Source organism: Bradyrhizobium sp. ERR14 (assembly GCF_014198235.1).
Classification (GTDB): domain Bacteria; phylum Pseudomonadota; class Alphaproteobacteria; order Rhizobiales; family Xanthobacteraceae; genus Bradyrhizobium.
Genome location: NZ_JACIHD010000007.1, coordinates 168343 through 190469, shown reverse-complemented (window position 1 = coordinate 190469; position 22127 = coordinate 168343). Strand labels below are relative to the sequence as shown.

The window sequence follows — 22127 nt, the reverse complement described above, 5'->3', positions numbered from 1 at the left end:
CGCTTACGCCTTCACCGCGGGCGCAAAGTCCTTGCCGACCGAGATCGCGCGCGGATCGATGATGCAGTGGAGGATCGACGGCTTGCCCGAGGCCAGCGCACGCTCGAACGCCGGCGCGAACTCTTCGGTGCGCTCAACGCGCTCGCCATGGCCGCCGAATGCCTTCGCGTACATTGCGAAATCAGGGTTCTTGAGCTGGGTGCCCACCACGCGGCCGGGATAGTCACGCTCCTGGTGCATGCGGATGGTGCCGTATTGCGAATTGTCGACCACGATCACGACCAGCGGCGCGTCATACTGCACGGCGGTCGCGAACTCCTGGCCGTTCATCAGGAAGCAGCCGTCACCGGCGAAGGCGACGACGGTGCGATCCGGATATTGCCGCTTGGCGAGAACTGCCGCCGGGACGCCGTAGCCCATCGAGCCCGAGGTCGGCGCCAGCTGCGCGGCAAAACTGTGGAAGCGATGATGGCGGTGGATCCAGCCGGCATAATTGCCGGCGCCGTTGCAGACGATCGCGTCCTTCGGGAGCCTGTCGCGCAGCCAGGTCATGACCTGGCCGTACTGGAACGTGCCCGGCAGCTCGCGCGCCTTCTCGGTCCAGGCGAGATAATCGTCATGCGCCTTGGCGGCCTCGCCCTTCCAGGCCACCGCGCCTGAAGGCTTCAGCGTCTCGACGGCGGCGGCGAACGCGGCGGGCGTCGCCTGGATCGCGAGCGCCGGCTGATAGACCCGGCCGAGCTCTTCGGAGCCGGGATGCACATGGATCAGCTTCTGCTGCGGGGTCGGAATATCGAGCAGCGTGTAGGACGAGGACGGCATCTCCGACATGCGGCCGCCGACGAGGAGCACGACATCGGCGTTGTCGATGCGCGCCTTCAGGCCCGGGCTCGGCCCGATGCCGAGATCGCCGGCGTAATGCGAATGGTCGGCATCGATCAGCGAGGCCCGGCGGAACGAGGTCGCGACCGGCAGGTCGAAGCGCTCGGCAAAGCGGGCGATGCTCTTGGTCGCCTCATCCGTCCAGCGCGAGCCGCCGAGGATGACGAGCGGCGCCTTGGCGCTCGCGAGCATCGCGCCGAGCTTCTCGATATCCGCTGGCGCGGGCCAGCTCACGGCAGGCTCGATGCGCATGGCATCGGCAACGGCGGCGGTCTCGGTCAGCATGTTCTCGGGAAGCGAGATCACGACGGGACCGGGGCGGCCCTGCATGGCGACGCGGAAGGCGCGCGCCACCAGCTCCGGAATGCGATCGGGACGATCGATCTCGACCGCCCACTTCGCCATGGTGCCGAACACCGCCTTGTAGTCCAGCTCCTGGAACGCCTCGCGCTCGCGCATGCCGGTGTCGACCTGGCCGACGAACAGGATCATCGGCGTCGAATCCTGCATCGCAATGTGGACGCCGTGGCTGGCATTGGTGGCGCCGGGGCCGCGCGTGACGAAGCAGATGCCGGGCCGCCCGGTCAGCTTGCCGTAGGCCTCCGCCATCATCGCCGCGCCGCCTTCGGCGCGGCAGATCATGACGTCGATCGGGCTGTCATGCAGCGCATCGAGCGCGGCCAGATAGCTCTCGCCCGGCACACAGGTGACGCGCTCGACCCCTTGCGCGACCAGCTGGTCGATCAGGATCTGGCCCCCGGTACGGGTGTTGCGGATGGTCATGACGGCTCCCTCAAGGCTCTGGCGATGCGCTATTATTCGGAGACTGCGTAGGACAGGCCGAGAGGGCGCGCAAGATCGAAAGGCTTCTCGCAGCCTGCGCAGACGTCATGCCCGTCGGTGCCGTTTGCACGACGCCTGTTCGTCGGGCTTGGTGCAGGGATTGCGGTTGGCACGTCATTGCGAGGAGCCCGCGACAGAATTGCGTAGCAATTTTGCGCTGGTGCGACGAAGCAATCCAGTGCCGTAGGGTGGGTAAAGGCGCACTTGCGCCGTGCCCACGATCTCCCTCCATAAGCAACAAGAGCGTGGGCACGCTGCGCTTTGCCCACCCTACGATATCGGTTGTGACTCGCAGACATGCCTCCACCTTCTCGCGGCGCTTCCGCCCGAGTTTTGCTGTCCGCTTCACGCCCTCTCCGAAGAAAAAGGGCGCAGGGAAGGCCGGGTGCCGGCTGGCACCCGCAAGACCCCCGTGCGAAGACATTGCACACGCAATGCACGAGGGAGACACAGGGCAGCCGATCATCCGGCCTTCCCTGCGCGATGTTTGACGGCCTATGGCGCGCTCTCCCCGGAGACGAGTTCCTGCTTGCCTCCGTCACCCCGCGGATTGGCGGCGCGCTTCGCCCGGTCGGGCTCGGCGCACCTCCGCAAGGCTTGGCTGTAGCAACGACAGCCAGGACCACGCGATTTGGCCGTACGCTTCAAGCGCCGTTCGTCCGCACGAAGCCTGGACCTCACGGGGTTCTCCCGCCCTGCTCCCGCCTCTCGTGCACGACGCCGCCTGCGTCCACCGCTCCCCGATCCGCGGCTCGTGACGACGTACGACCGCCCCTTTCGCCGGATCAGGATGACCGACACATACGCCGAAACCGAATTTCGGTAAAGTGGAATATTTTTGTGCGCGGCAATTGACAGAGGGCGACACAGGACGATGGCGTAGCCCGGATGGAGCGCCAGCGTAATCCGGGACGGTGTGAGATGCCGGGCGAAGGCCCCGGATTACGCTAACGCTCCATCCGGGCTACGAGCGCTGAAATAATTAGGCCTGACGCTGCATCAAGCCGCAATCAAGCGATGGCTACCGCGCTTCGACGTCTTCGTTTACGATCCGGACGAAACCAAATCGTCGAGGACACCGGAATGCAAACCATCGGCCTGATCGGGGGCATGAGCTGGGAGAGCACGGCACTCTACTACAAGCTCATCAATGAGCGGGTCCGCGACCGCATGGGCAAGCTGCATTCGGCGCCGCTCCTGCTGTATTCCTACGATTTCGAGGAAATCAAGCAGATGCAATACGCCGGCCGCTGGCGCGAGGCAGCGGCCAGCCTGGCGGAGGTCGCCCGGCGTCTTGAAGGCGCCGGCGCGCGGGCGATCGTGCTGTGCACGAACACGATGCACAAGCTGGCGCCCGACATCATCTCCAGCGTGACCGTTCCGTTCATCCACCTTGGCGACGCGACGGCGCAGCGGATCCGGGCGAAAGGTTATCGGCGGGTTGGGCTGCTCGGCACCAAGTTCACGATGGAGGAGGACTTCTACATCGACCGGCTGCGCGCGCATGATCTCGACGTGCTGGTCCCTCACCCTGAGGCGCGCGCCGACGTGAACCGCATCATCTACGACGAGCTGTGCCTCGGTATCGTCGCCGACCCCTCGCGCCGCCGCTATCAGGAGGTGATGGCAGCGCTGGTCGCCGCCGGCGCCGAGTGCATCATCCTCGGCTGCACCGAGATCACGATGCTGGTCGGCCCTGACGACACATCGGTCGAGACGTTCGACACCACGGCCATTCACGCAGAGACGGCGGCGGATTTCGCCATCGGGTGATGCGATGTCGGCCGTCGCCGAGCCCCGCCTCTATCACCGATGCTCGATCGCGCGGATCGCGCCGCGGAGCTCGGCGAGACCGCGCAGGCGGCCGATCGCGGTGTAGCCGGGATTGGTGCGCTTGGTCGCGGCGAGGTCGTCGAGCATGCGGTGGCCGTGATCGGGACGGAACACGATCTGCTTGTCCGGCGCGCGTCGCGCGTTCTCCTTGAGCAGCGCCTTGAGCACCGCGACCATGTCGACGTCGCCGTCGAGATGATCGGACTCGTAGAACGACAGCCCGTCGGCCTCGCGCTTGGTGGCGCGGAGATGGGCGAACGCAATACGCGGGCCGAAGCGTTCGGCCATTTCAGGCAGATTGTTTTCGGCGCGCACGCCGAGCGAGCCGGTGCACAGGCAGATGCCGTTGGCCCTGGACGGCACGGCGTCGAACAGCGCCTGGTAGTCATCAGCGCTGGAGGCAATACGCGGCAGGCCGAACAGCGGCCGCGGCGGGTCGTCCGGATGCAGGGTCAAGGACACCCCGAGCTGCTCGGCCACCGGCGTCACGCGCCCGAGGAATTCGGCGAGATGCTGCCGCAGGATCTTTGGCGTGATGTCGCGATAGGTCTCCAGCCGATCGCGGAATTGCGGGATGGTCATCGGCTCGGTGGTCGAGCCGGGCAGCGCGCTGGCGATCACCATGACGAGATAGTCAATATCGGCCTGGCTCATCTGCTCGAACAGCGCTTTCGCACGCGCCTGCTGCTCGGGCGAATAATCCTGCACGGCCGCAGGGCGCTTGAGGATATGCAGCTCGAAGGCGGCAAAGCGGTCCTGGTCGAAGCGCATGGCGCGGGCGCCGTTCGGCAGCTCCCATTCCAGATCGGTGCGGCACCAATCGACCACCGGCATGAAATTGTAGCAGATGATCTTGATGCCCGAAGCCGCGACGGCTTCGAGGCTCGCGATCCAGGCCTCGATCGACTTGGTCGCCTTGCCGCCGAGCCGCTTGACGTCGTCTGGGATCGGAATCGATTCCACCACCGACCAGGTCAGCTGCGAGCGGCCGGGCTGGCCGCGCTCGATGAAGTTCTTGCGCTCCTCCACCGCCTTGCGTGTCCAGGCTTCGCCAATCGGCACCTGATGCAGCGCCGAGACGATATCGCTCGCCCCGGCCTGCCTGACATCGTCGAGCGAGACAGGATCGTCGGGCCCGTACCAGCGCCAGCCTTCGAGCATCATGCGCAATCTCCTAAAGCGTTTTCGAGCGAAGTGGGTATCGGTTCGCGTGAAGAAAACGCGTCAAAACAAGAGTCAATTCGCGGTCAGCACGACCTTGACGCTCTGCGAGCGGTCGAGCGCCAGCCTGAGCGCATCCGGCGCGGTCGACAGCGGACGCTCGGCGGTGACCAGCGACAGCACGTCGACGCTGCCATTGGAGATCAGTTCCACCGCGGTTGAGAATTCGAAGCCGAAGCGGAACGAGCCGCGCAGGTCTATCTCCTTCGCCATCACCGCATTCGACGGCGTCGGAATCTGGCCGCCCGGCAGATTGCCGATCTGCACCACGATGCCGCCGCGCCTGACGATGCCAATGGCGCTCGCAAGGCCCGCGGCCGTTCCCGAGACCTCGAACGCGACGTCGTAGGGACGCGACGCGGCCTGCGCCTTCAGGCCCTCTTCCCCTGCCGACACGTTCTCGACATGCGAAGCACCGAGCTTGGTCGCGAAGGCCAGCGGTGCCGGCGCGATGTCGGCCACCGTGATATCGGCCATACCGGCGCGGTGCGCGGCGAGCATGGTCAGAAGCCCGATCGGGCCGGCACCAAAGATGATGCCGCGCTTGCCCTCGATATTGCCGGCACGCGCGACCGCGTGCAGGCAGACCGAAAGCGGCTCGGCCAGCGCCGCGGCCTGGTAGGACACGTGGTCGGGAATCTTCACGCACTGCGCGGGGATCGCGTCGAAGTAATTGGCAAAGCCGCCCTGCATGTGCGGCGTCTTCGAGGCCGAGCCCATGAAGTAGATGTTCTCACACAGGTTCGGCCGGCCCTCGCGGCAGGCGACGCAATGGCCGCACCAGCGCGAGGGATTGACGGCGACGCGGTCGCCGACCTTCAGGTTCGCAGCCGCGCCGGAGATCTCCACGACCTCGCCCGAGATCTCGTGGCCGAGCACCAGCGGCGACTTCACCACGAAATCGCCGGTCCGGGCATGGCGGAAATAGTGCATGTCCGAACCGCAGATGCCGCCGGCGCCGAAGCGGATGCGCACCATGCCGTCTGCCAGCTTGTCGAGCGGATGCTCGACCATGCGCAGATCTTCGGGACCGAACAGGGTAGCGGCGAGAGCAACGGAGGTCATTTGGAGAGTCCCATGTATTTTGGCAGCCAGAGGGTCAGTTCGGGAATGTAGGTGATCGCGATCAGCGCGAGCATCAGCGGCACCAGCCAGGGCAGGATCGCGACCGTGGTGCGCTCGACCGAGAGCTTGGCCACGCGGGCGAGCACGAACAGCACCATGCCGAGCGGCGGATGCAGCAGGCCGATCATCAGGTTCAGCGTCATGATCAGGCCGAAATGGATCGGGTCGATGCCGAGCTTGAGCACGATCGGCAGCAGGATCGGCACCAGGATGGTGATCGCCGCCGTGGTGTCGATGAAGCAGCCGACGAACAGGATCAAGACGTTGGCGAGCGCCAAAAACACCCATTTGTTGTGGGTGACGCTGAGCATCCAGTCCGACAAGGTCTGCGCCGCCTGCGACACCGTCAGCAGCCAGGCGAAGATCGAGGCTGCCGTGACGATGAACAGCACCGAGGCCGTGGTCTCGATGGTGTCGAACGTCGCCTTCGCCACCGTCTGCAGCGTCATGGTGCGGTAGCGGACGAGGCCGAGGAACAGCGACCAGATTACGGCCGCGACCGCGGCCTCCGTCGGCGTGAACCAGCCGAGCGTCATGCCGCCGATCAGGATCACCGGCGCCATCAGCGCCATCACCGCCGAGAAGTCGAAGTACCAGTCGATTGCCAGCAACGTGCCGAGGCCGATCACCACGGCGACGTTGACCGAGAGGCCGGCCAGCACCATCAGCCAGATTGCCATCGGGAAAGACAGCACGATGAGGATTTCGAGGCCGGCCGAGCCGAGTTGCGGCCAGGAGAACGGCGTGTCGCTGCCCCATTTGTTCTTGTGCGCGAAATAGGTGACCGTCGCCATCATGAACAGCGTCAGCACAACGCCCGGGATGACGCCGCCCAAGAACAGCGCGCCGATCGAGACGTTGGCCATCATGCCGTAGATCACGAAGGGCAGCGACGGCGGGATGATCGGCCCGAGCGTCGCCGAGGCCGCGGTGACGCCGACCGAGAACTCGGTGGAATAGCCGTGATCCTTCATCGCCTTGATCTCGATGGTGCCGAGACCGGCGGCGTCCGCGATCGCGGTGCCGGACATGCCGGAGAAGATCACCGAGCCGATGATGTTGACGTGGCCGAGGCCGCCGCGCATCCAGCCGACCAGGGCGACGGCGAATTTGTAGATGCGGCCGGTGACGCCGGCGATGTTCATGAGGTTGCCGGCCAGGATGAAGAACGGCACCGCGAGCAGCGGAAAGCTCTCGACGCCGGCGATCATGCGCTGCGCCAGCGTGACGTCGGGCGTCACGCCGCTGACCAGGATGTAGAGCAGCGACGACGCGGCCATGGCGATCGCCACGGGAACGCCGAGCAGCATCAGGATGAGAAAGCCTCCGAGCAGCAGCAGCATGATGTCAAATCTCCGATCCGTCGTAGGCGCCGGGTCGTTCGAGGACCGAGTAGCCCTGCCGCCAGTGTTGCAGCGCCGCCTGCACCGAGCGCAGGAACATCAGCACGAAGCCGAGCAGCACGGCGTAATAGACGTAGTTCTTGGGAAAATTGATCGTCGTCATCTGCTCGTCGCCGATGATCTGGATGTAAGTCCAGACCAACTTGATGGCGTAGCCGAAGAAGGCGATCCGGATCAGGTCGATCACCGTCGACAGGGCGCGCGCCACGAGGTGCGGCAGATAGCGATAGACGAGATCGACCTGGATGTGCCGAGACAGCCGCACGCACATCGAGGCGCCGATGAAGACGACGCCGATCAGGCAATAGGTCGCAATCTCCTCGGTCCAGGCGTAGCTGTCGTTGAGCACGTAGCGGGTGAAGAACTGGAGGAAGACGGCGAGTGCCATCACCCAGAAGATCGCGAGCGCCACCCAGTCCTCGAACGCGTAGATGCCGAGGTCGACCTTCGGCGTCGCCTCCTCCTCGAAGGTATGGGCGATCTCGTCCGCGGTGATCTGCCGGTGTATTTCGGCGGTGGACATGGGTTACTCCTCAAATCTCTCGATCGTCATTCCGGGGCGGCTCGAAGAGCCGAACCCGGAATCTCGAGGTTCCGGATTCGACGCTTACGCGTCACTCCGGAACGACTTGGCATCGATTACTTGACCGCCTGGATCTTTTCCCAGTCGGCTTTGCGATAGCCGAAGGTCTCGAACGCGACGTTCTTCAGCACGGTGTCGCGGAACTCGTTCTTGTCGACCTCGGTCACGCTCAGGCCCTTCTCCTTGAAGAAGGCGACCAGCTTGGCCTCGTTCTGCTTGATCTCCGCGGTGGCCTTGGCGGCGGCTTCCTGGGCGACGTCGGTGAAGATCTTCTTGTCCTCGTCGGAGAGCTTCTTCCACAGCGCGCCCGCAACCACCGTGTTGAGGTGATCGACGATATGGCCGGTCAGCACGATGTGCTTCTGCACCTCGTAGAACTTCTTGGCCTCGATCGTGGTCAGCGGATTTTCCTGCGCCTCGACGGTGCCGTTCTGGAGCGCGAGGTAGACTTCGGCGAAGGCGATCGGCGCAGTGTTGGCGCCGCAGGCGCGCGGCATCGCGAGATAGGCCGGCACGTCCGGCACGCGCATCTTCAGGCCCTTCATGTCGGCGCAGGTCTTGATCGGCTTGTTCGACGAGGTCTGGCGCACGCCGTAATAGGTCACCGCGACGATGTGGTGGCCGCTCTTGTCCTCATAGCCCTTGGCGAGCTCCTTGAAGATGTCGCTCTTGGTGTAGGCGAGCAGATGATCGGCGTCGCGGAAGGTGTAGGGATAATAGGTCACGCCGATCGGCGGGAAGCTCTTGGCCGCGAAGCTCGAGCCGGAGATGATGATGTCGACCGAGCCGAGCGACAGGCCCTGGTTGATGTCGGCTTCCTTGCCGAGCTGCGAGGCCGGATAGACGTCGATCGCATAACGCCCGTTGGTGCGCTTGCCGATCTCCTGCGCGGCCCAGACCGAGGCGGTGTGGAACGGCTCCGAGGTCTCGTAGACATGGGCCCATTTGAGCTTGGTCTGCGCCACACTGGCCTGGGTGGCAGCCAATAGCGCGGCGGCGGACATCACTGCTGCAATCGTCATTTTCTTCAACATCGACTTTTCCTCCATCGTTCAAGTCTGCTTCTTGTTCGCCCGCCCCGGCACGGATGCGGGCTGTACAATCTCATCGCCGCCGCGCGCTGCCGCTCTTGGCCTGCTTCTTCGGGGGACGCTTTGGTGTCGCCGGCTTCGCCGGGGATCGCACGGCGCGGCTCCGCCCCGAAGATGATCCCGCCGCTTTCTCGGCGCCGAAATTCTGCGCGAAGCGCTCCTGCGACCGCGCCAGATGCGCGCGCATCGCATCGCGCGCGGCTTGCGGATCATGCGCCGCGATCGCCTCGCGCACGGCGCGATGCTCGTCGAGCGCGGTGCGCCAGGTGCCCGGGCTTTCGAAATAATGCGCGAGCTGCGCGAAATAGGGATTGAGGCGCTGGTCGAACAGCTCGCCGACCACGCGCACCAGAACGGCATTGCCGAGGCTGCCGGCGATCGCGACGTGAAACGCGCGGTCATGCACCATCGAGGCTTCGCCGGGATGCTCGACGTTCTCCATCGCGATGAGCGAGGCGTCGATGCGGGCGATGTCGTCCCTGGTCGCGACGCGCGCAGCCTGTTCGGCGATGGCGCTTTCGAGGAATTCGCGGGCGCGCAGCAGCTCGAACGGCCCCTCGATGACGGACGCGGCTGCGGGCGCGGCGATTGCGGCGGGCTCGATCACATAGATGCCGGAGCCGACGCGGATGCGCAGGCGGCCCTCGACCTCGAGTGCAATCAAGGCTTCGCGCACGGTCGGCCGGGACACCCTAAGCTGCTCGGCGAGCTCGCGCTCGGTCGGCAAGCGGCTGCCGACCGCGTACTCGCCGCTGTCGATCAGGCTTCGCAATTGATCGGCGACCTGGCGGTAAAGCCGTCTCGCCTCCACAGCTTCCAGCGGCACGCTGGTCCTCCCGAAAGGGTCGCGCGGGGCACCCGAAATGCCCGCGGCCCGCCAATTTTGGAAAATTGGTCTTACCAATTGACCGGAGCATTGACCTGATACGGGCGCCATGTCAAGCAGCGGCAAAGCAAAGGGGAGACGTCCATGCGCCCAGGTTCAATGCGCCTTGGCCGCGCCAATCTCGACCGGCTGCCGCCAGCTGTCCGCCGCCCGGCCTACGACCGGTCGCGCATCACGCCCGGCATCGTGCATCTCGGCCTCGGCGCGTTTCATCGCGCGCATCAGGCCGTCGTCATCGACGATTGTCTTGCCGCAGGAGCCGCGTCCTGGGGCATCGTCGGCGCCAGCCTGCGCAGCCCGGATACGCGCGACGCCCTCGCCCCGCAGGATCATCTCTATACCGTTGCCGTGCGCGCCGCCGAAGGCGCCGAGCACCGCGTCATCGGCGCGCTGCTCGACAGCGTCGTCGCACGCGAAAGCCCGTCAGCGTTGGTCGAGCGGATGGTCGATCCCGCCATTCGCATCGTCTCGCTGACGGTCACCGAGAAGGGCTATTGCCACACGCCGCAGACCGGCGATCTCGACGAGCGGCATCCTGACATCGTGCATGATCTCAACAATTTCGACGCGCCGCGCTCGGCGCCCGGCTTCATCGTCGCTGCGCTGGCGCGGCGGCGCGCGCTGGGGGCCCCGCCGTTCACCGTGCTGTGCTGCGACAATCTCGCCGCCAACGGCCACACCGTGCAGCGGATCGTGACGCAGTTCGCTGCGCTCCGCTCCAGGGAACTCGGCAAGTGGATCGTGGACAATGCCGCTTTCCCCTCGACCATGGTCGACCGTATCGTGCCGGAGACGAATGATGCCGACCGCGATGCGGTCGCGAACGCACTCGGCATGCGCGATGCCTGGCCTGTCATGACCGAGCCGTTCACGCAATGGGTGGTCGAGGATCGTTTCACCGCGGGCCGGCCCGACCTTGCTGCAGCGGGCGTCGAGCTCGTCGCCGACGTCAAGCCGTTCGAGCTGATGAAGCTGCGGTTGCTCAACGCCAGCCATTCGGCGCTGGCTTATCTCGGCTATCTCGCAGGCTATGAGACCATCGCCGACACCATGCAGGATCCGCATTTCGCGCGGCTTGCCGCACAGGTGATGGAGGAGGCCGCGGTGACGCTGACGATGCCTGCGGGCACTGACCTTGCCGCCTATCGCGCCTCGCTGCTGAAGCGCTTTGCCAATCCGGCGCTGCATCACCGTACCTGGCAGATCGCGATGGATGGCTCGCAAAAGCTGCCGCAGCGCCTGCTCGGCGCGATGCAGGACCGCCTCGCGAGGGGCCTGCCGATCGCAACGCATGCGCTCGCGGTGGCCGGCTGGATGCGCTATGTCGCCGGCCTCGACGAGCAAGGCCGCGCCATCGACGTGCGCGATCCCCTTGCCGCCGAATTCGCCGCGCTGGCGCGCGAGGCGGGGCCTGTTGCCGAGCGGCTCGCGCCTGCACTGCTCGGGGTTCAGAAGGTGTTCGGGCCGCTGGGTGCTGATCCGCGCCTGCGCGAGGCCGTGACCACGGCGCTCGGCCGTCTTTACAAGGAAGGTGCGCGGCGGGCCGTGGAGACGCTCGTCTCGGCCTGACCACTGAGCGGGCAATGCTGCACTGCGGTCTAAATCGGACACAAGGTCGAACGGAAGTCGCGCTTGATTTTTGCCTGTCCTTGCCCCACCCGAGAGCGATGGCAAAGGACAGCAAGATCATCGCCGCCAACGCGGCCTTTTATGCCGCGTTTTCGACCGGCGACTTCGACGGCATGGAACGGATGTGGGCGGACGACGACGGCATCTCCTGCATCCATCCCGGTTGGCCGGCCATCATCGGGCGCGCGACGGTGATCGGAAGCTGGCGCGACATCCTGCAAAGCCCGGAGCGGCCGCAGATCGTCTGCGCCGAGCCGCAGGTCATCGTCGACGGCGACAGCGCCCGCGTGCTCTGCATCGAGATCGTCGACGGCACCGCCCTGGCCGCCGCGAACCATTTTCGCCGCGTCGGGGATGAGTGGCGCCTGGTGCACCATCAGTCGAGCCCGATCGCGCAGATTGTGGAGCAGGCTGAAGACGATAGAACGAGCCACCGGGTCCACTGAACGTGGCGGACACGCGGGCGTGATCTACTGTGCATGGGGTTGTTTTTCAGTTTCTGGTTTGGCGGCCCCGAGTTCCGACAGGTCATCCAGCACGGCCCGCGCCGCGGAAAAATCATCATCCGCAAAGAACATGCTCCGCGTGATCAGAACCGGAATGCCGGCGCGTGAGGCCGCCATCAGCCCGTTGGCGGAATCCTCTATTGCCACGCAGTCGGCCGCGCCGAGCTGCAGCCGCGCCAGCGTTTCCAGATAGACGTCCGGTGCCGGCTTCTTGTGCCTGACATCGTCACCGGCGACGATGGCGTCGAACTCCGCAGCCCAGTTCGCCCCCAGCGCCTGCGACAGCAGCGCATCGATGTTGCCGTGCGAGGTCGTGGTCGCAATCGCCAGCCGCTGGCCGCGCGCCTTCGCCGCAGCGAGCAGCTCGATCACGCCCGGCCTTAAGGGACAGCAACCGGTCTCGATCAGCCCGGCGTAATGCGCGGTCTTGATGTGGTGAAGCGCGGCGATGGCCTCGTCCGGCAATGGCGGGCTGATCCCTAGCTTTTCGTGGTAAGCGCGCATGCGCTCCTTGCCGCCGGTCACCCGCAGCAGGTCCTTGTAGAGAGCGCGGTCCCACTGCCAGTCGAGACCGTGGCGGGCGAAGGCATGGTTGAAGGCCTGCCGATGCAGCTCCTCGGTCTCGGCGAGGGTGCCGTCGACGTCGAAGATCAGCGCGTTCGCGCGCCGGATCAGCGAATCCGCCGGGGCGAAAGCGAGCGCCTCTGCCTGCATGATCGATGCCTCCCTGTGACAGGCGAACATCGCCCGAGGCAGAAGGCGAGACAAATCGCAATATCTTTTGCCGGACCCAAAAATCTCTTATGAGCAAACGACGCGCGACCGCGCGGACGGGAACTTTCGACCTGCACGGGAGACGCATGCGGCTCTTCATCCTTGGCCTCGGCTATAGTGCCCGGCATTTCGTCCGCAAACATGGCGGCAGCTTCTCGCATATCGCCGGCACCGTGCGCGATCCCGCGCAGCGGAACGGCCTTGCCGACATCGAGGTCCACGCCTTCTCCGGCGAGCCCCTCGCACGCGAGACGATCGAGCAGGTCCGCGATGCCGACGTCCTTGTGGTGTCGATCCCGCCCGGTAGCGGCGGCGATCCCGCCATCACGGCGTTCGGCGACGTGTTGGCGGCGGGCCGCCGCAAGATCGTCTATCTCTCCACCATCGGCGTCTACGGCGATCACGGCGGCGGCTGGGTCGACGAGAGTACCCCGCCGCAGGCGACCCTCGACCGCGCCCGCATGCGGGTTGCTGCCGAGCAGGCCTGGATGGACATTGCGCACGGCGATGCCGCGATCCTGCGGCTTGCGGGCATCTACGGCCCCGGCCGCAACGCGCTGGCGACATTGCGAGCGGGAACGGCGCGTTGCATCATCAAGCCCGGCCAGGTCTTCAACCGCATCCACGTCGACGACATCGCGAGCGCGATCATGGCCGCGATTCAGCACAAGGGCGGCGGGACCTGGAACGTCTGCGACGACGAGCCGGCACCGCCGCAGGACGTGATCGCCTATGCGGCGAAACTGATGGGCGTTGCGCCGCCGCCGGAAGAGGCGTTCGCCACCGCCGAGATGTCGGCAATGGCGCGCAGCTTCTATGCCAGCAGCGCCCGCGTCTCCAATGCGAGACTGAAGCGCGAGCTCGGCGTCGCGCTTGTCCACCCGACCTATCGGCACGGCCTCGATGCGCTGTGGCACGCAGGCGAAGCACGATAGGGTTCCGGCGTCCCGGCGCGTCCCAGACATGCTTTGCCCGCGCTTGACTTCGCGCCGGTGCAGTCGTGATCTAGGCGTGCAACGAGCCGCTCACACAACGAGCTCTTGCGGGAGGACATAATGAACAAGACGATCGCCATGATCGCGGCGGCGGCTGCCGTCATCACATTCGGCACGGCCATCGCCGCGCCGCTGCCCGAAGCCAAACCCGACGATGTCGGCTTCTCCAGTCAGGGCCTTGCGCGCCTCGACAATTTCTTCGCTCGCGAGATCGCCGCCAAGCGCGTGCCCGGCGCGGTGGTCGCCATCGCGCGCGACGGCAAGCTCGTGCACTACAAGGCTTACGGCATGCTCGATCCGGACAAGGGCACGCCGATGCCGATCGATGCGATCTTCGCGCTGGCCTCGATGACCAAGCCGATGGCCGCGGTCGCGGGCCTGACGCTGATGGAGCAGGGTCGGCTGCCCCTCCAGGCCAAGCTGTCCGATTACTATCCCGGCTTTGCCGACATGAAGGTCGGCGTGAGCCAGGCGGACGCTTCGCTCAAGCTCGAGCCGCAGGCTTCGCCGATCTTCATCCACGATCTCTACCGGCATACGTCCGGATTGATGTATGGCGGCCGTCCCGACAGTTCGAGCCCGGTGGCGCGGCAATATCTTGACGGCATCGCGCCGGCGATCGAAGGCGACACGCAGGCCTTCATCGACCGCATCACCAAGCTGCCGCTGGCGCATCAGCCCTCGACCGAATTCGAATACGGCTTCTCGATCGACGTGCTCGGCGCCGTCGTCGAGAAGGTGAGCGAGCAGAAGCTCGGCGAGTATCTCGCCGCCAATGTCTGGCAGCCGCTCGGCATGAAGGACGCGACTTTCCATCCGACCGACGCGCAGCGCCCTCGCCTCGCCCGCCCGTTTGCCAACGATCCGCTGACGGGCAAGCCGCAGGCGATCAAGCTGCTCGACACCCCGACCAAGTTCGACTGCGGCGGCGCCTGCTCGTTTGCGACGGTCGGCGACTACGCCCGCTTCGGGCAGATGCTGCTCAACGGCGGCGAGCTCGACGGCCAGCGCATCCTCGGTCCGAAGACCGTGCATCACATGACGACCAACCATCTTGGCCCCGAGATCAAGAACAACGTGGCCAATGTCGAGCCGCATCGCGCCGGCTTCGGCTTCGGCCTTTCGGTCGCGGTTCGCACCAGCGAAGGGCTGTCGTCGGTCCCCGGCAATCCCGGCGAGTTCACCTGGAACGGTGCCTACGGAACGCAGTTCTTCTGCGACCCGAAGGAGCGTCTCGTCGTCGTGGTGGGAACGGCTGCGCCGGGCGAGCTCAGGAAGTATTATCGCGAGCAGGTTCAGGACATCGTCTATGGTGCGATGGTGAAGTGAGATCGGCACGCACTGAACGAAAAAGGGCGGCCGATCGGGCCGCCCTTTTGTTTTGACCCAGCGCTCAGCTCAACACGCCGTACTTCTTGAACCAGGCCTGCGCCTGCTTCCAGGCATCTTCCGCGGCGTCCTTGCGGTAGCTGCCGCGGTAGTCGGCATGAAAGCCGTGCGGCGCTTCGGGGTAGATCTTGAATTCGGCCGTCTTTTTGCTCTGCTCGAGCGCGGCCTTCATCTGCTCGACCTGGGCGACGGGAATGCCGGTATCGGCGCCACCATAAAGGCCGAGCACCGGCGCCTTCATCTCGGGGACGAGCTGCATCGGGCTCTTCGGCAACAGCGGATTTTCGGGGTCGACCAAGGTGCCATAGAAGGCGACGCCGGCCTTGAGCGCGCCGCTGTGGGCGGCATATTCCCAGACCGTGCGACCGCCCCGGCAGAAGCCGATGATGCCGAGCTTGACCGTGTCACCGCCCTGCGATCCTGCCCATGCCACCGTCGCGTCGAGATCGGACATGAGCTCCGCGTCCGGCTTGGCATTGACCACCGGCAACAGATCCTTGACCTCGGCGACCTTGGTCAGATCGATGCCTTTGCGGAAGTAATAGTCAGGCGCGATTGCGAACGCACCAAGCTTGGCGAGGCGCCGCGTCACGTCCTTGATGTATTCGTGCAGGCCGAAGATCTCCATCGCCACGATGATCACCGGCGCCTTGGTATTGCCGGCGGGACGGGCGAAATAGACGGGCATCTCTTCGGAGCCGACCTTGATCCTGGCGTCACCGACCTGGAGACCATTGGCGTCGGTCGTGATCGCCTCGGCGCGCACGGGCCCGGCCGCAAGCGTGTAGCCGGCGGCGACGGCCGCGGTGGCGCTCATGAATCCGCGACGCGAAACCGGGGCGGCTTTCGTCAACCCGACGACGTCGGATGTCATGGTGGTTTCGAAGCTCATCGGTCTATCCCTTGCTGCTGCCTGTGCTGATGCCCCCCGGGGGCGACGCATTCGCCAATAGTTGCCGGCGAGATGCAAATCACCAGCCTGCGAGCACGCGCGCTTTCAGGCTAGACCGTGCCAGGCGACCGTGGCTGCCAATGCTGCACGACGTTGAATGGCGCTGACTATTTCGAGTCCCAACGACACTCTGACACCCATCGCTCGTGCGCCGGACTTAACCGTCTAGCTGCACTGCATCGCAACATCCATTAACCGAAAAAGACGGTTCTCTCACGGCTGCCCGCACCGCCAATTGCTGCGGCTGATGCGCATGTGCGCGCATTCGACGCGCTCACCCGCAACAAATGGACACCGCAGCGGCAATAATGACACATCATGTTGCTCGCGCATCGGCACATCACCGTCAATCACGTGCGAGCCGTCGTCATTTGATTGAAATTTTCAGCGGACTTGAGCCGTGCGATTTACTCGAACTTTCTTTGTGACGCCCTAGTTCCACGGCCGGAAGTTCCATCTCTGCAGAGAGAGCTTCTTCCCCACGCGCGGTCCGCCGTCCGGCAACGGACGAAGGGTCACGCGAGGACTTCATTCTCGTGCACACAGATTGCGCACCCAAGGCTCAATTGAATAAAGCTTTATCCGATCTGGAATTGAAATGAATTTGGCTCGCGAATCGATTGAACTGTTGGAGCAAGTCGCACGAATCCTGTGGTTCGAAGGCACCAAGCACGGCCTGCGCGACCGCGAGTGGATGGCGCTGCGATTCCTTTCCCGCGCCAACCGTTTTTCCCGGACGCCTTCGGCGCTCGCGAGTTACGTCGGCACCACGCGCGGCACCGCCTCGTTCATCATCGGGGAGCTCGAGCGGCTGGGTTACATCGAGCGAAAACGCTCGGCCACCGACAAGCGCTCGGTGATGCTGAGCGTGACGCAGCAGGGCAAGAAGTTCCTGGTGCGCGACCCCGTCAGCGTTCTGATCGATGCGATTGCCGTTCTCGACGACGAGGTCAAGATCCGCTTCCGCGACACGTTCCGGCACGTGCTGGATCAGTCGGACGCGGCCGAGCAGCGGCACCACACCGACGTCTGCAAGCGATGCATCTTCCTCCGCGAGGAGCGCACCACCACAGACAGCAAGGCAGCGGCCGAGTTCAGCTGCCGCCTGTTTCGCTCGCCGATCGCGGAGGCGGAGGTCGATCTGCTATGCACCAGCTTCGAGCATCACCGCCAATAGAGGACAGCCCTCGATCAGGGCGTCGCCTTGCGTGACGAATAGATGACACCGCCGCTCGCCTCCACCACCAGGCGCCCGTTCTCGCTCCTGATCTCCTCGATGCGGCCAAGGCCGGGCACCTGCTGTCCCAGCACCGCCTCGATGACGCCGTTCGGACCCTGCAGGATCGCAATGCCTTCATAGGCCTGGCGGACCGACCAGCCCTTGATCACCTTCCGCGGCGCCGGCGCGCGCTCCGACGGAGACACCGAGCCCGTGAACTCCGGTGCTGCGGCCGAGGCCAGCATCGATCCTTGCTGTGGCGAGGGCTGCGATTGCACCATGGCCGGCGCCGGAGCCGGCGTCTGAACCTGCGCTTGAGCGAGCTTGTCGAGCTTCACCGTCGAGGACGAGCTCACCCGCTCGATACGGTCCAAATTCTCGGCGAACCTGCCGAAACGGTCATTGGTCGCCTTGCTCGATTGATCCACCGCGGTGCGCAGGCCGTCGAGATTTTCCGACACGCCCGACACCTGCTTGCGCAGATGCGCGACGGTCTCGCGCAGATTCCTGATCTCCGTATTGGCTGCAACGTTGTTCTGGGCGGGCTGCGTGGTGAGATAGGCGATCACGCCGGTGCAGGCGCAGACCACCAACATGGCGGCGACCGCCAATGTTGCGAGCGGCGCAACCCATGTCGGACGGGGCGGCGGGGGCTTGGCGACGATCACGGCCGGCTTGATCACTGTCGGCGCGGGCTTGGGGATCGCCATCTTGTCGAGACGCGCCTTGGCGCGAATACGTTTCAGCCCCTCGAGTGCCTCCTTCGCGAGAGCTTCATCGCTTGCCGCGGCCGATGCCCGCTTTGCGCCCGCAGCGGGCCTGGGCGCTCGCGCCATATCGTCCTTCGTATCGCGTGCTTCGGGAGTCGGCTTCGTCGTCGCGGAAACATCAGCGGTCGCGTTGGGACGAGCTTGTCCATCGGACAACATGTGAAAATGCTCCGTTCGGTTCGATCTGTCGAACGGTGACGTTATTTGCCGAAGCTTGCCTGAAACGTGCGCATCGAAAACTTTTCCATCGCGCGCGATGCGACGTCACATGAGTCAATCGCGTCATGCACGTGGCGAGAGTGCGACTCGAAAGACACACACTCGCCAAGATTTCGCCAAGCTGGAGACTCGCCGCCACACGTGAGTCGAATTGTCGCACGGGGAAACACGTCCATGAGAGTCAATCCCGGGTTGAAAACCCCTCGGTATGCCTCATCCCCCACACCACCTAAAATAGCTGTGATTGTACGGGGATGCGGAACCTTAGACCCATCACGATGCAGAACTAGTTTAGTTTCCAAATCAACTGATGCGTTTGAATATATCAAGAAACAACCCGAAACAAACCAACAGCATCAAGCACACGTAGCAATCGCTTTGTTACGCACGCTTGATCGGAAATCGGCAATTGTTACGGTCCTACTCAAGTGATTCTCGCCAGTTGGCGAGGAGATCGACACAGATTCAGTGGCGTTCGGACGCGATGAGCAACTTGGCGCAACTGTTCTAGGTCGTTTCTCAATCCGCCCCGCGAGGTGATCCGTAAGACACCCGCCGGGCCTCACGCAGTAAGCGTTCAGTATCGAGTTGAAGTAACAGGCCTGCGAGACGCAGGCACTGAATGCGTAGGGCTGCCCGCGAATATCGAAACCATAACAACGGTTCGCGGGAAGGAATGTCGTCAAACAGCATCGTTGCCGAGCCGGGCATCACAACAACCAACCGGCGGCGACAGGTGCGAAACAGGGGCGAAAGACTGATGTATATTATCGTTGATGATCGCGAGAGCGTCGCGAACAGCTATGTCGGAGGGCTCGTTCGCGAAGGCGTATCGTCGATCGGCTTCTCCTCCGGAGAATTCTGGTACTGGCTGCAATCCGCCAGTGAATCGGATCTGGCGGCGGTGGACGCCTTCCTCCTCGGGGATTGCGATGCCCGCGGAAGCCTGCCGCGGGCGATGCGCAAGCGTTCCTCGGCTCCCATCATCGCCATGAGCAGCCAGAAGATGCTCAAGAACACGCTGGAGCTGTTCGAGTCGGGCGTCGACGACGTCGTGCACGTGCCGATCCACCTGCGCGAGATCCTGGCCCGGACGGCCGCGATCACGCGCCGCCGGGTGGGCGAGCTGCCGAGGCCCTGCGAGAGCAGGATCCAGGTCTTCTTCAACGGCCGTGACCCCGAGATCGCGGGCCACGCCCTCACCCTGCCCCGCCGCGAACTGCGCATTCTCGAGTATATGGTCAGCAATCACGGCAAGTGGATCACCAAGACGCAGATCTTCAACGCGGTCTACGGCATCTTCGAGTCCACCTTCGACGAGAGCGTGATCGAGAGCCACGTCAGCAAGCTGCGCAAGAAGCTCCGCGACCGCCTCGGCTTCGATGCGATCGTGGCCCGGCGTTACGTCGGCTACCGCCTCGACATCCCCGCCGGCGAGAGCCTCGACGTGCCGATGCAGGAGCTCGACGAGGTCGGCATCATCCTGAACAGGGCGCATGCCGTCCCGGCCGCCTATCCGGTCAACAACTGACACGGCACAAGCCTGCGGGCGAAACCAACAACGGCCTCTGCAAAGCACCTTCGCAGAGACCGTTGCACGTTCGGGGCGGGAAGACGGATGGGATGAGCCCTACGAATGCCCCGATGGAGCTGCGTTCCCCTACCCTACCCCTGGTGAGCAGGGCAATCGCATATGGGCGCGCTTTCGCCTGTGGCCATCCTTCGAGACGCCCGCCGTTGGCGGGCCCTCAGGATGAGGACCGAGAGCGTTGCGCCAGTTTTGACGAGTGTCGATGCCCGCTTAGCCTCATCCTGAGGAGACCGCGAAGCGGTCATCTCGAAGGACGAGGCGCGCGCTCAGCTCGCGCAAAGCGCCAAATGCGATAGCCCCTGCATCACGTTCTACGGCTTCTGCTGAAATTCTTCCTTGGAGACGTAATTGAAATCCTCGACCAGGACGTCCTGGACGACGTCAGCCTGCATCCGCTCGTTGACGCGCTGCTTGATGGCGGCCGTCAGGATGGAGAGGTCGTAGCGGGCGAGCTTCCTGAAGTCGAGACGGTCGTCGGCATAGATCCTGCGAAAGGCCTCGTCGACGACGAACGGCTCCGGCGGAACGTTGAGCTGGTGCATCGTCCGCGCCTCCACGGTGTAGACGAAGCGCGCGACGATATAGCCCTGCACATTGCCGTTCTCGACCATGGGCACGCTCAATGCCCGGGTCTTCTGGTATTGCAGCCCGTCGAGATATTCGTCCTTCGCCGGCAGCAGGCTGCCGTTCTCCTTCCAATAGGCCACGCCATAGCTCGTGCCCGCGGTGAGGATGCATACCCAGAGCCCGGCCAGCACCAGTCTGATCATTTTCCGTCCTGTGCTGCGCGGCCGGTATAGGTGCCGTCCGACTCGGCCTCCTTGATCGCCTTGACGATGATGCCCGCGACCTCGCGCACCGCGTCGTAGTGCATTTCGAGGATCGAGCGATTCCGCTCGAGCTTCTCGCGCAGCCGCCGAATTTCCTCGGTGACCTCGACGTCGCCGCCGAGATGCATCCGCGCCCGCATCAGGCGGACGAATTCGAGCATGCTCCGGCTCTTCCGCGCGCTGAAGTCGTCGAAATCGATCTTCTGACGCGTCGTGAGCGCGACCGTCTCCTCCTCGACGATGCTCTCGAGCCGGCGGATCGCTGCCAGCAGGCCGCGCACTTCATCCGATCTCGCCGCATCCGCGCCGTCGACCACGGCCTCGCCGCTCATGATCGGCAGCAGCACCGGCAGCAGCGCATCGGCTTCTGCTGCTTCCGTCGTCATCACCCCGGTGTCCACGACCGGCTGCTCGATCACCATGGCCGCCGCGCTGTCTTGTGCCTGCATAGGAAATTCACCCTTCAACTTCTGTCACCCGTTCGAGGATCATCATCCGGCCTTGCCAGCACCGTTCGGCCCCGCCGGATTGGCGGCGGCCAGCTGCTTGGCGATGCCAACGCCGTTGCCCTTTGCCAGCTGGCTGCCGAGCTGCTCCGCCAGCATCGACTTCCAGACGCCGCCGGCCGTGCCCTTGCCAAAGACCTGCTCGGATTCCTTCGGCAGCATCGTCTCGACGAAGGTCTGGAGGATGAAAGCTTCGAACTTCCGGTACACCTCGCCGGACGCCGGCGCCTTGATCATCCGCACCGGCGGCCCGTTCACCACATCCGACTGCGCCTCGGAAACCTTCGTGGCGGGCTGCTCGGCAGCCGCCGCCGCCTTGCCGGCCTCCGCGTCCATCGTGGCGGCGAAGTCGGCATCGGAGGATTTCAGTGCATCGAGTTTCGCGGTCGCCGCGCGCTGGGTCACGGGATCGGCGGCCTCGAGGACGTCGAGAACGAGGTCGGGCGTCGCGGTCACGATCATGGCTTGTTCCGATTGGCTGGCCGTGGCGTCCACGCGCGCACGGCTGGGCTTATTCCCGTCATCTCCTCGAGGGAGCGCTTCTCGGCGTCACGGAGCTTGTCGGCCAGCGCCGCCTTCGCGACCTGCTCGAGCTGCTTCACGCGGCGGCTCTCGGCGCGGACCTGGTCGAGCTGCTGCGCGGCCTGCGTCTGGATCGCGCGCGCACCGACGCTCGTCCTGTTCAAGCGCCGCGCGATCGAATCGCTCGACGATCCCGCCGGCGGCTTCCCATCATTCAGGGCTCCCACCAGCCATTCCTGCTCGTCCCGCAGGCTTCTCTCCTGCTGCCGCAGCTGCGCGAGCTGCCATTCGGACAGCCGGAGCTGGAGCTTCACCAGCGAAACCATCCGGCCGAGCTTGTCCGCGCGGGACGTCATCA

Annotated in this window: 21 protein-coding genes; 7 read left to right on the top strand and 14 right to left on the bottom strand. The window is 64.8% G+C overall.

Going from position 1 to position 22127, the window contains the following annotated elements:
* Nucleotides 1-3: 3 nt before the first annotated feature.
* Entirely contained in the window at nt 4-1665 is a 1662-nt protein-coding gene (locus tag GGD62_RS21310) for a thiamine pyrophosphate-binding protein (RefSeq protein WP_183710024.1), read from the bottom strand.
* Between the two features lie 1143 nt (nt 1666-2808).
* Between GGD62_RS21310 and GGD62_RS21305 the strand changes: the two genes are divergently transcribed.
* Nucleotides 2809-3498 (top strand): aspartate/glutamate racemase family protein, encoded by a 690-nt coding sequence (locus tag GGD62_RS21305; RefSeq protein ID WP_018318483.1) that lies wholly within the window; start codon nt 2809-2811, stop codon nt 3496-3498.
* A gap of 33 nt (nt 3499-3531) precedes the next feature.
* Here GGD62_RS21305 and uxuA read toward each other — a convergent pair whose 3' ends face one another.
* The 6 genes from uxuA to GGD62_RS21275 all read right to left on the bottom strand — a co-directional run bounded on the left by uxuA (nt 3532) and on the right by GGD62_RS21275 (nt 9807).
* A complete protein-coding gene (gene uxuA / locus GGD62_RS21300; RefSeq protein WP_018318482.1) occupies nt 3532-4722 on the bottom strand; it encodes a mannonate dehydratase in 1191 nt (396 codons plus the stop codon).
* 72 nt (nt 4723-4794) lie between these two features.
* The gene (locus GGD62_RS21295) at nt 4795-5844 is read right to left on the bottom strand and encodes an L-idonate 5-dehydrogenase (protein ID WP_183710022.1); all 1050 of its coding nucleotides are present in this window, start codon (nt 5842-5844) and stop codon (nt 4795-4797) included.
* Nucleotides 5841-7247: a TRAP transporter large permease gene (locus GGD62_RS21290; RefSeq protein ID WP_018318480.1), complete on the bottom strand. Its 1407-nt coding sequence runs from the start codon at nt 7245-7247 to the stop codon at nt 5841-5843. Before GGD62_RS21290 ends, GGD62_RS21295 begins: the two co-directional genes overlap by 4 nt.
* Before the next feature lie 4 nt (nt 7248-7251).
* Nucleotides 7252-7830 carry a TRAP transporter small permease gene (locus tag GGD62_RS21285; protein WP_183236949.1) on the bottom strand — a complete coding sequence of 193 codons (579 nt, stop codon included), beginning with the start codon at nt 7828-7830 and terminating at the stop codon, nt 7252-7254.
* Nucleotides 7831-7946: 116 nt separating this feature from the next.
* Nucleotides 7947-8924: a sialic acid TRAP transporter substrate-binding protein SiaP gene (locus tag GGD62_RS21280; protein WP_026202026.1), complete on the bottom strand. Its 978-nt coding sequence runs from the start codon at nt 8922-8924 to the stop codon at nt 7947-7949.
* Nucleotides 8925-8994: 70 nt separating this feature from the next.
* Complete coding sequence (locus tag GGD62_RS21275) at nt 8995-9807, bottom strand: FadR/GntR family transcriptional regulator (RefSeq protein WP_183710020.1); 813 nt, start codon at nt 9805-9807, stop codon at nt 8995-8997.
* Between the two features lie 144 nt (nt 9808-9951).
* On the opposite strand from GGD62_RS21275, the gene GGD62_RS21270 reads away from it, so the two are divergent.
* Nucleotides 9952-11436, top strand: coding sequence for a mannitol dehydrogenase family protein (locus tag GGD62_RS21270; RefSeq protein WP_183710018.1), 1485 nt, complete (start codon nt 9952-9954; stop codon nt 11434-11436).
* A gap of 98 nt (nt 11437-11534) precedes the next feature.
* A complete protein-coding gene (locus GGD62_RS21265; RefSeq protein WP_018318475.1) occupies nt 11535-11942 on the top strand; it encodes a nuclear transport factor 2 family protein in 408 nt (135 codons plus the stop codon).
* Nucleotides 11943-11966: 24 nt separating this feature from the next.
* Here GGD62_RS21265 and GGD62_RS21260 read toward each other — a convergent pair whose 3' ends face one another.
* Nucleotides 11967-12716 carry an HAD family hydrolase gene (locus tag GGD62_RS21260; protein ID WP_179739191.1) on the bottom strand — a complete coding sequence of 250 codons (750 nt, stop codon included), beginning with the start codon at nt 12714-12716 and terminating at the stop codon, nt 11967-11969.
* 146 nt (nt 12717-12862) lie between these two features.
* Here GGD62_RS21260 and GGD62_RS21255 point away from each other — a divergent pair, with 146 nt between their 5' ends.
* The gene (locus tag GGD62_RS21255) at nt 12863-13711 is read left to right on the top strand and encodes an SDR family oxidoreductase (protein ID WP_183710016.1); all 849 of its coding nucleotides are present in this window, start codon (nt 12863-12865) and stop codon (nt 13709-13711) included.
* Between the two features lie 120 nt (nt 13712-13831).
* Complete coding sequence (locus tag GGD62_RS21250; protein WP_183710014.1) at nt 13832-15100, top strand: serine hydrolase; 1269 nt, start codon at nt 13832-13834, stop codon at nt 15098-15100.
* A 64-nt stretch (nt 15101-15164) separates the two neighbouring features.
* On the opposite strand, the gene GGD62_RS21245 is transcribed toward GGD62_RS21250, so the two are convergent.
* Nucleotides 15165-16052, bottom strand: a complete 888-nt coding sequence (locus GGD62_RS21245; RefSeq protein WP_183710012.1) for a dienelactone hydrolase family protein — start codon at nt 16050-16052, stop codon at nt 15165-15167.
* 658 nt (nt 16053-16710) lie between these two features.
* Here GGD62_RS21245 and GGD62_RS21240 point away from each other — a divergent pair.
* Nucleotides 16711-17289 carry a MarR family winged helix-turn-helix transcriptional regulator gene (locus tag GGD62_RS21240; RefSeq protein ID WP_018318472.1) on the top strand — a complete coding sequence of 193 codons (579 nt, stop codon included), beginning with the start codon at nt 16711-16713 and terminating at the stop codon, nt 17287-17289.
* A 14-nt stretch (nt 17290-17303) separates the two neighbouring features.
* Here GGD62_RS21240 and GGD62_RS21235 read toward each other — a convergent pair whose 3' ends face one another.
* Nucleotides 17304-18260, bottom strand: coding sequence for a hypothetical protein (locus tag GGD62_RS21235; RefSeq protein ID WP_183710010.1), 957 nt, complete (start codon nt 18258-18260; stop codon nt 17304-17306).
* 820 nt (nt 18261-19080) lie between these two features.
* Between GGD62_RS21235 and GGD62_RS21230 the strand changes: the two genes are divergently transcribed.
* A complete protein-coding gene (locus GGD62_RS21230) occupies nt 19081-19851 on the top strand; it encodes a response regulator transcription factor (RefSeq protein ID WP_183710008.1) in 771 nt (256 codons plus the stop codon).
* A gap of 371 nt (nt 19852-20222) precedes the next feature.
* Here the strand turns inward: GGD62_RS21230 and GGD62_RS21225 are convergent, their stop codons facing one another.
* The 4 genes from GGD62_RS21225 to GGD62_RS21210 are packed head-to-tail and all read right to left on the bottom strand — an operon-like array spanning nt 20223 to nt 22125.
* Entirely contained in the window at nt 20223-20681 is a 459-nt protein-coding gene (locus GGD62_RS21225) for a hypothetical protein (RefSeq protein WP_018318468.1), read from the bottom strand.
* Nucleotides 20678-21190 (bottom strand): flagellar biosynthesis protein FlgN, encoded by a 513-nt coding sequence (locus tag GGD62_RS21220; protein WP_092253749.1) that lies wholly within the window; start codon nt 21188-21190, stop codon nt 20678-20680. Before GGD62_RS21220 ends, GGD62_RS21225 begins: the two co-directional genes overlap by 4 nt.
* A 42-nt stretch (nt 21191-21232) precedes the next feature.
* Entirely contained in the window at nt 21233-21709 is a 477-nt protein-coding gene (locus GGD62_RS21215) for a rod-binding protein (protein ID WP_026202024.1), read from the bottom strand.
* Nucleotides 21706-22125: a hypothetical protein gene (locus tag GGD62_RS21210; RefSeq protein ID WP_179739212.1), complete on the bottom strand. Its 420-nt coding sequence runs from the start codon at nt 22123-22125 to the stop codon at nt 21706-21708. The genes GGD62_RS21215 and GGD62_RS21210 overlap by 4 nt, the downstream gene beginning before the upstream one ends.
* Nucleotides 22126-22127 lie beyond the last annotated feature (2 nt).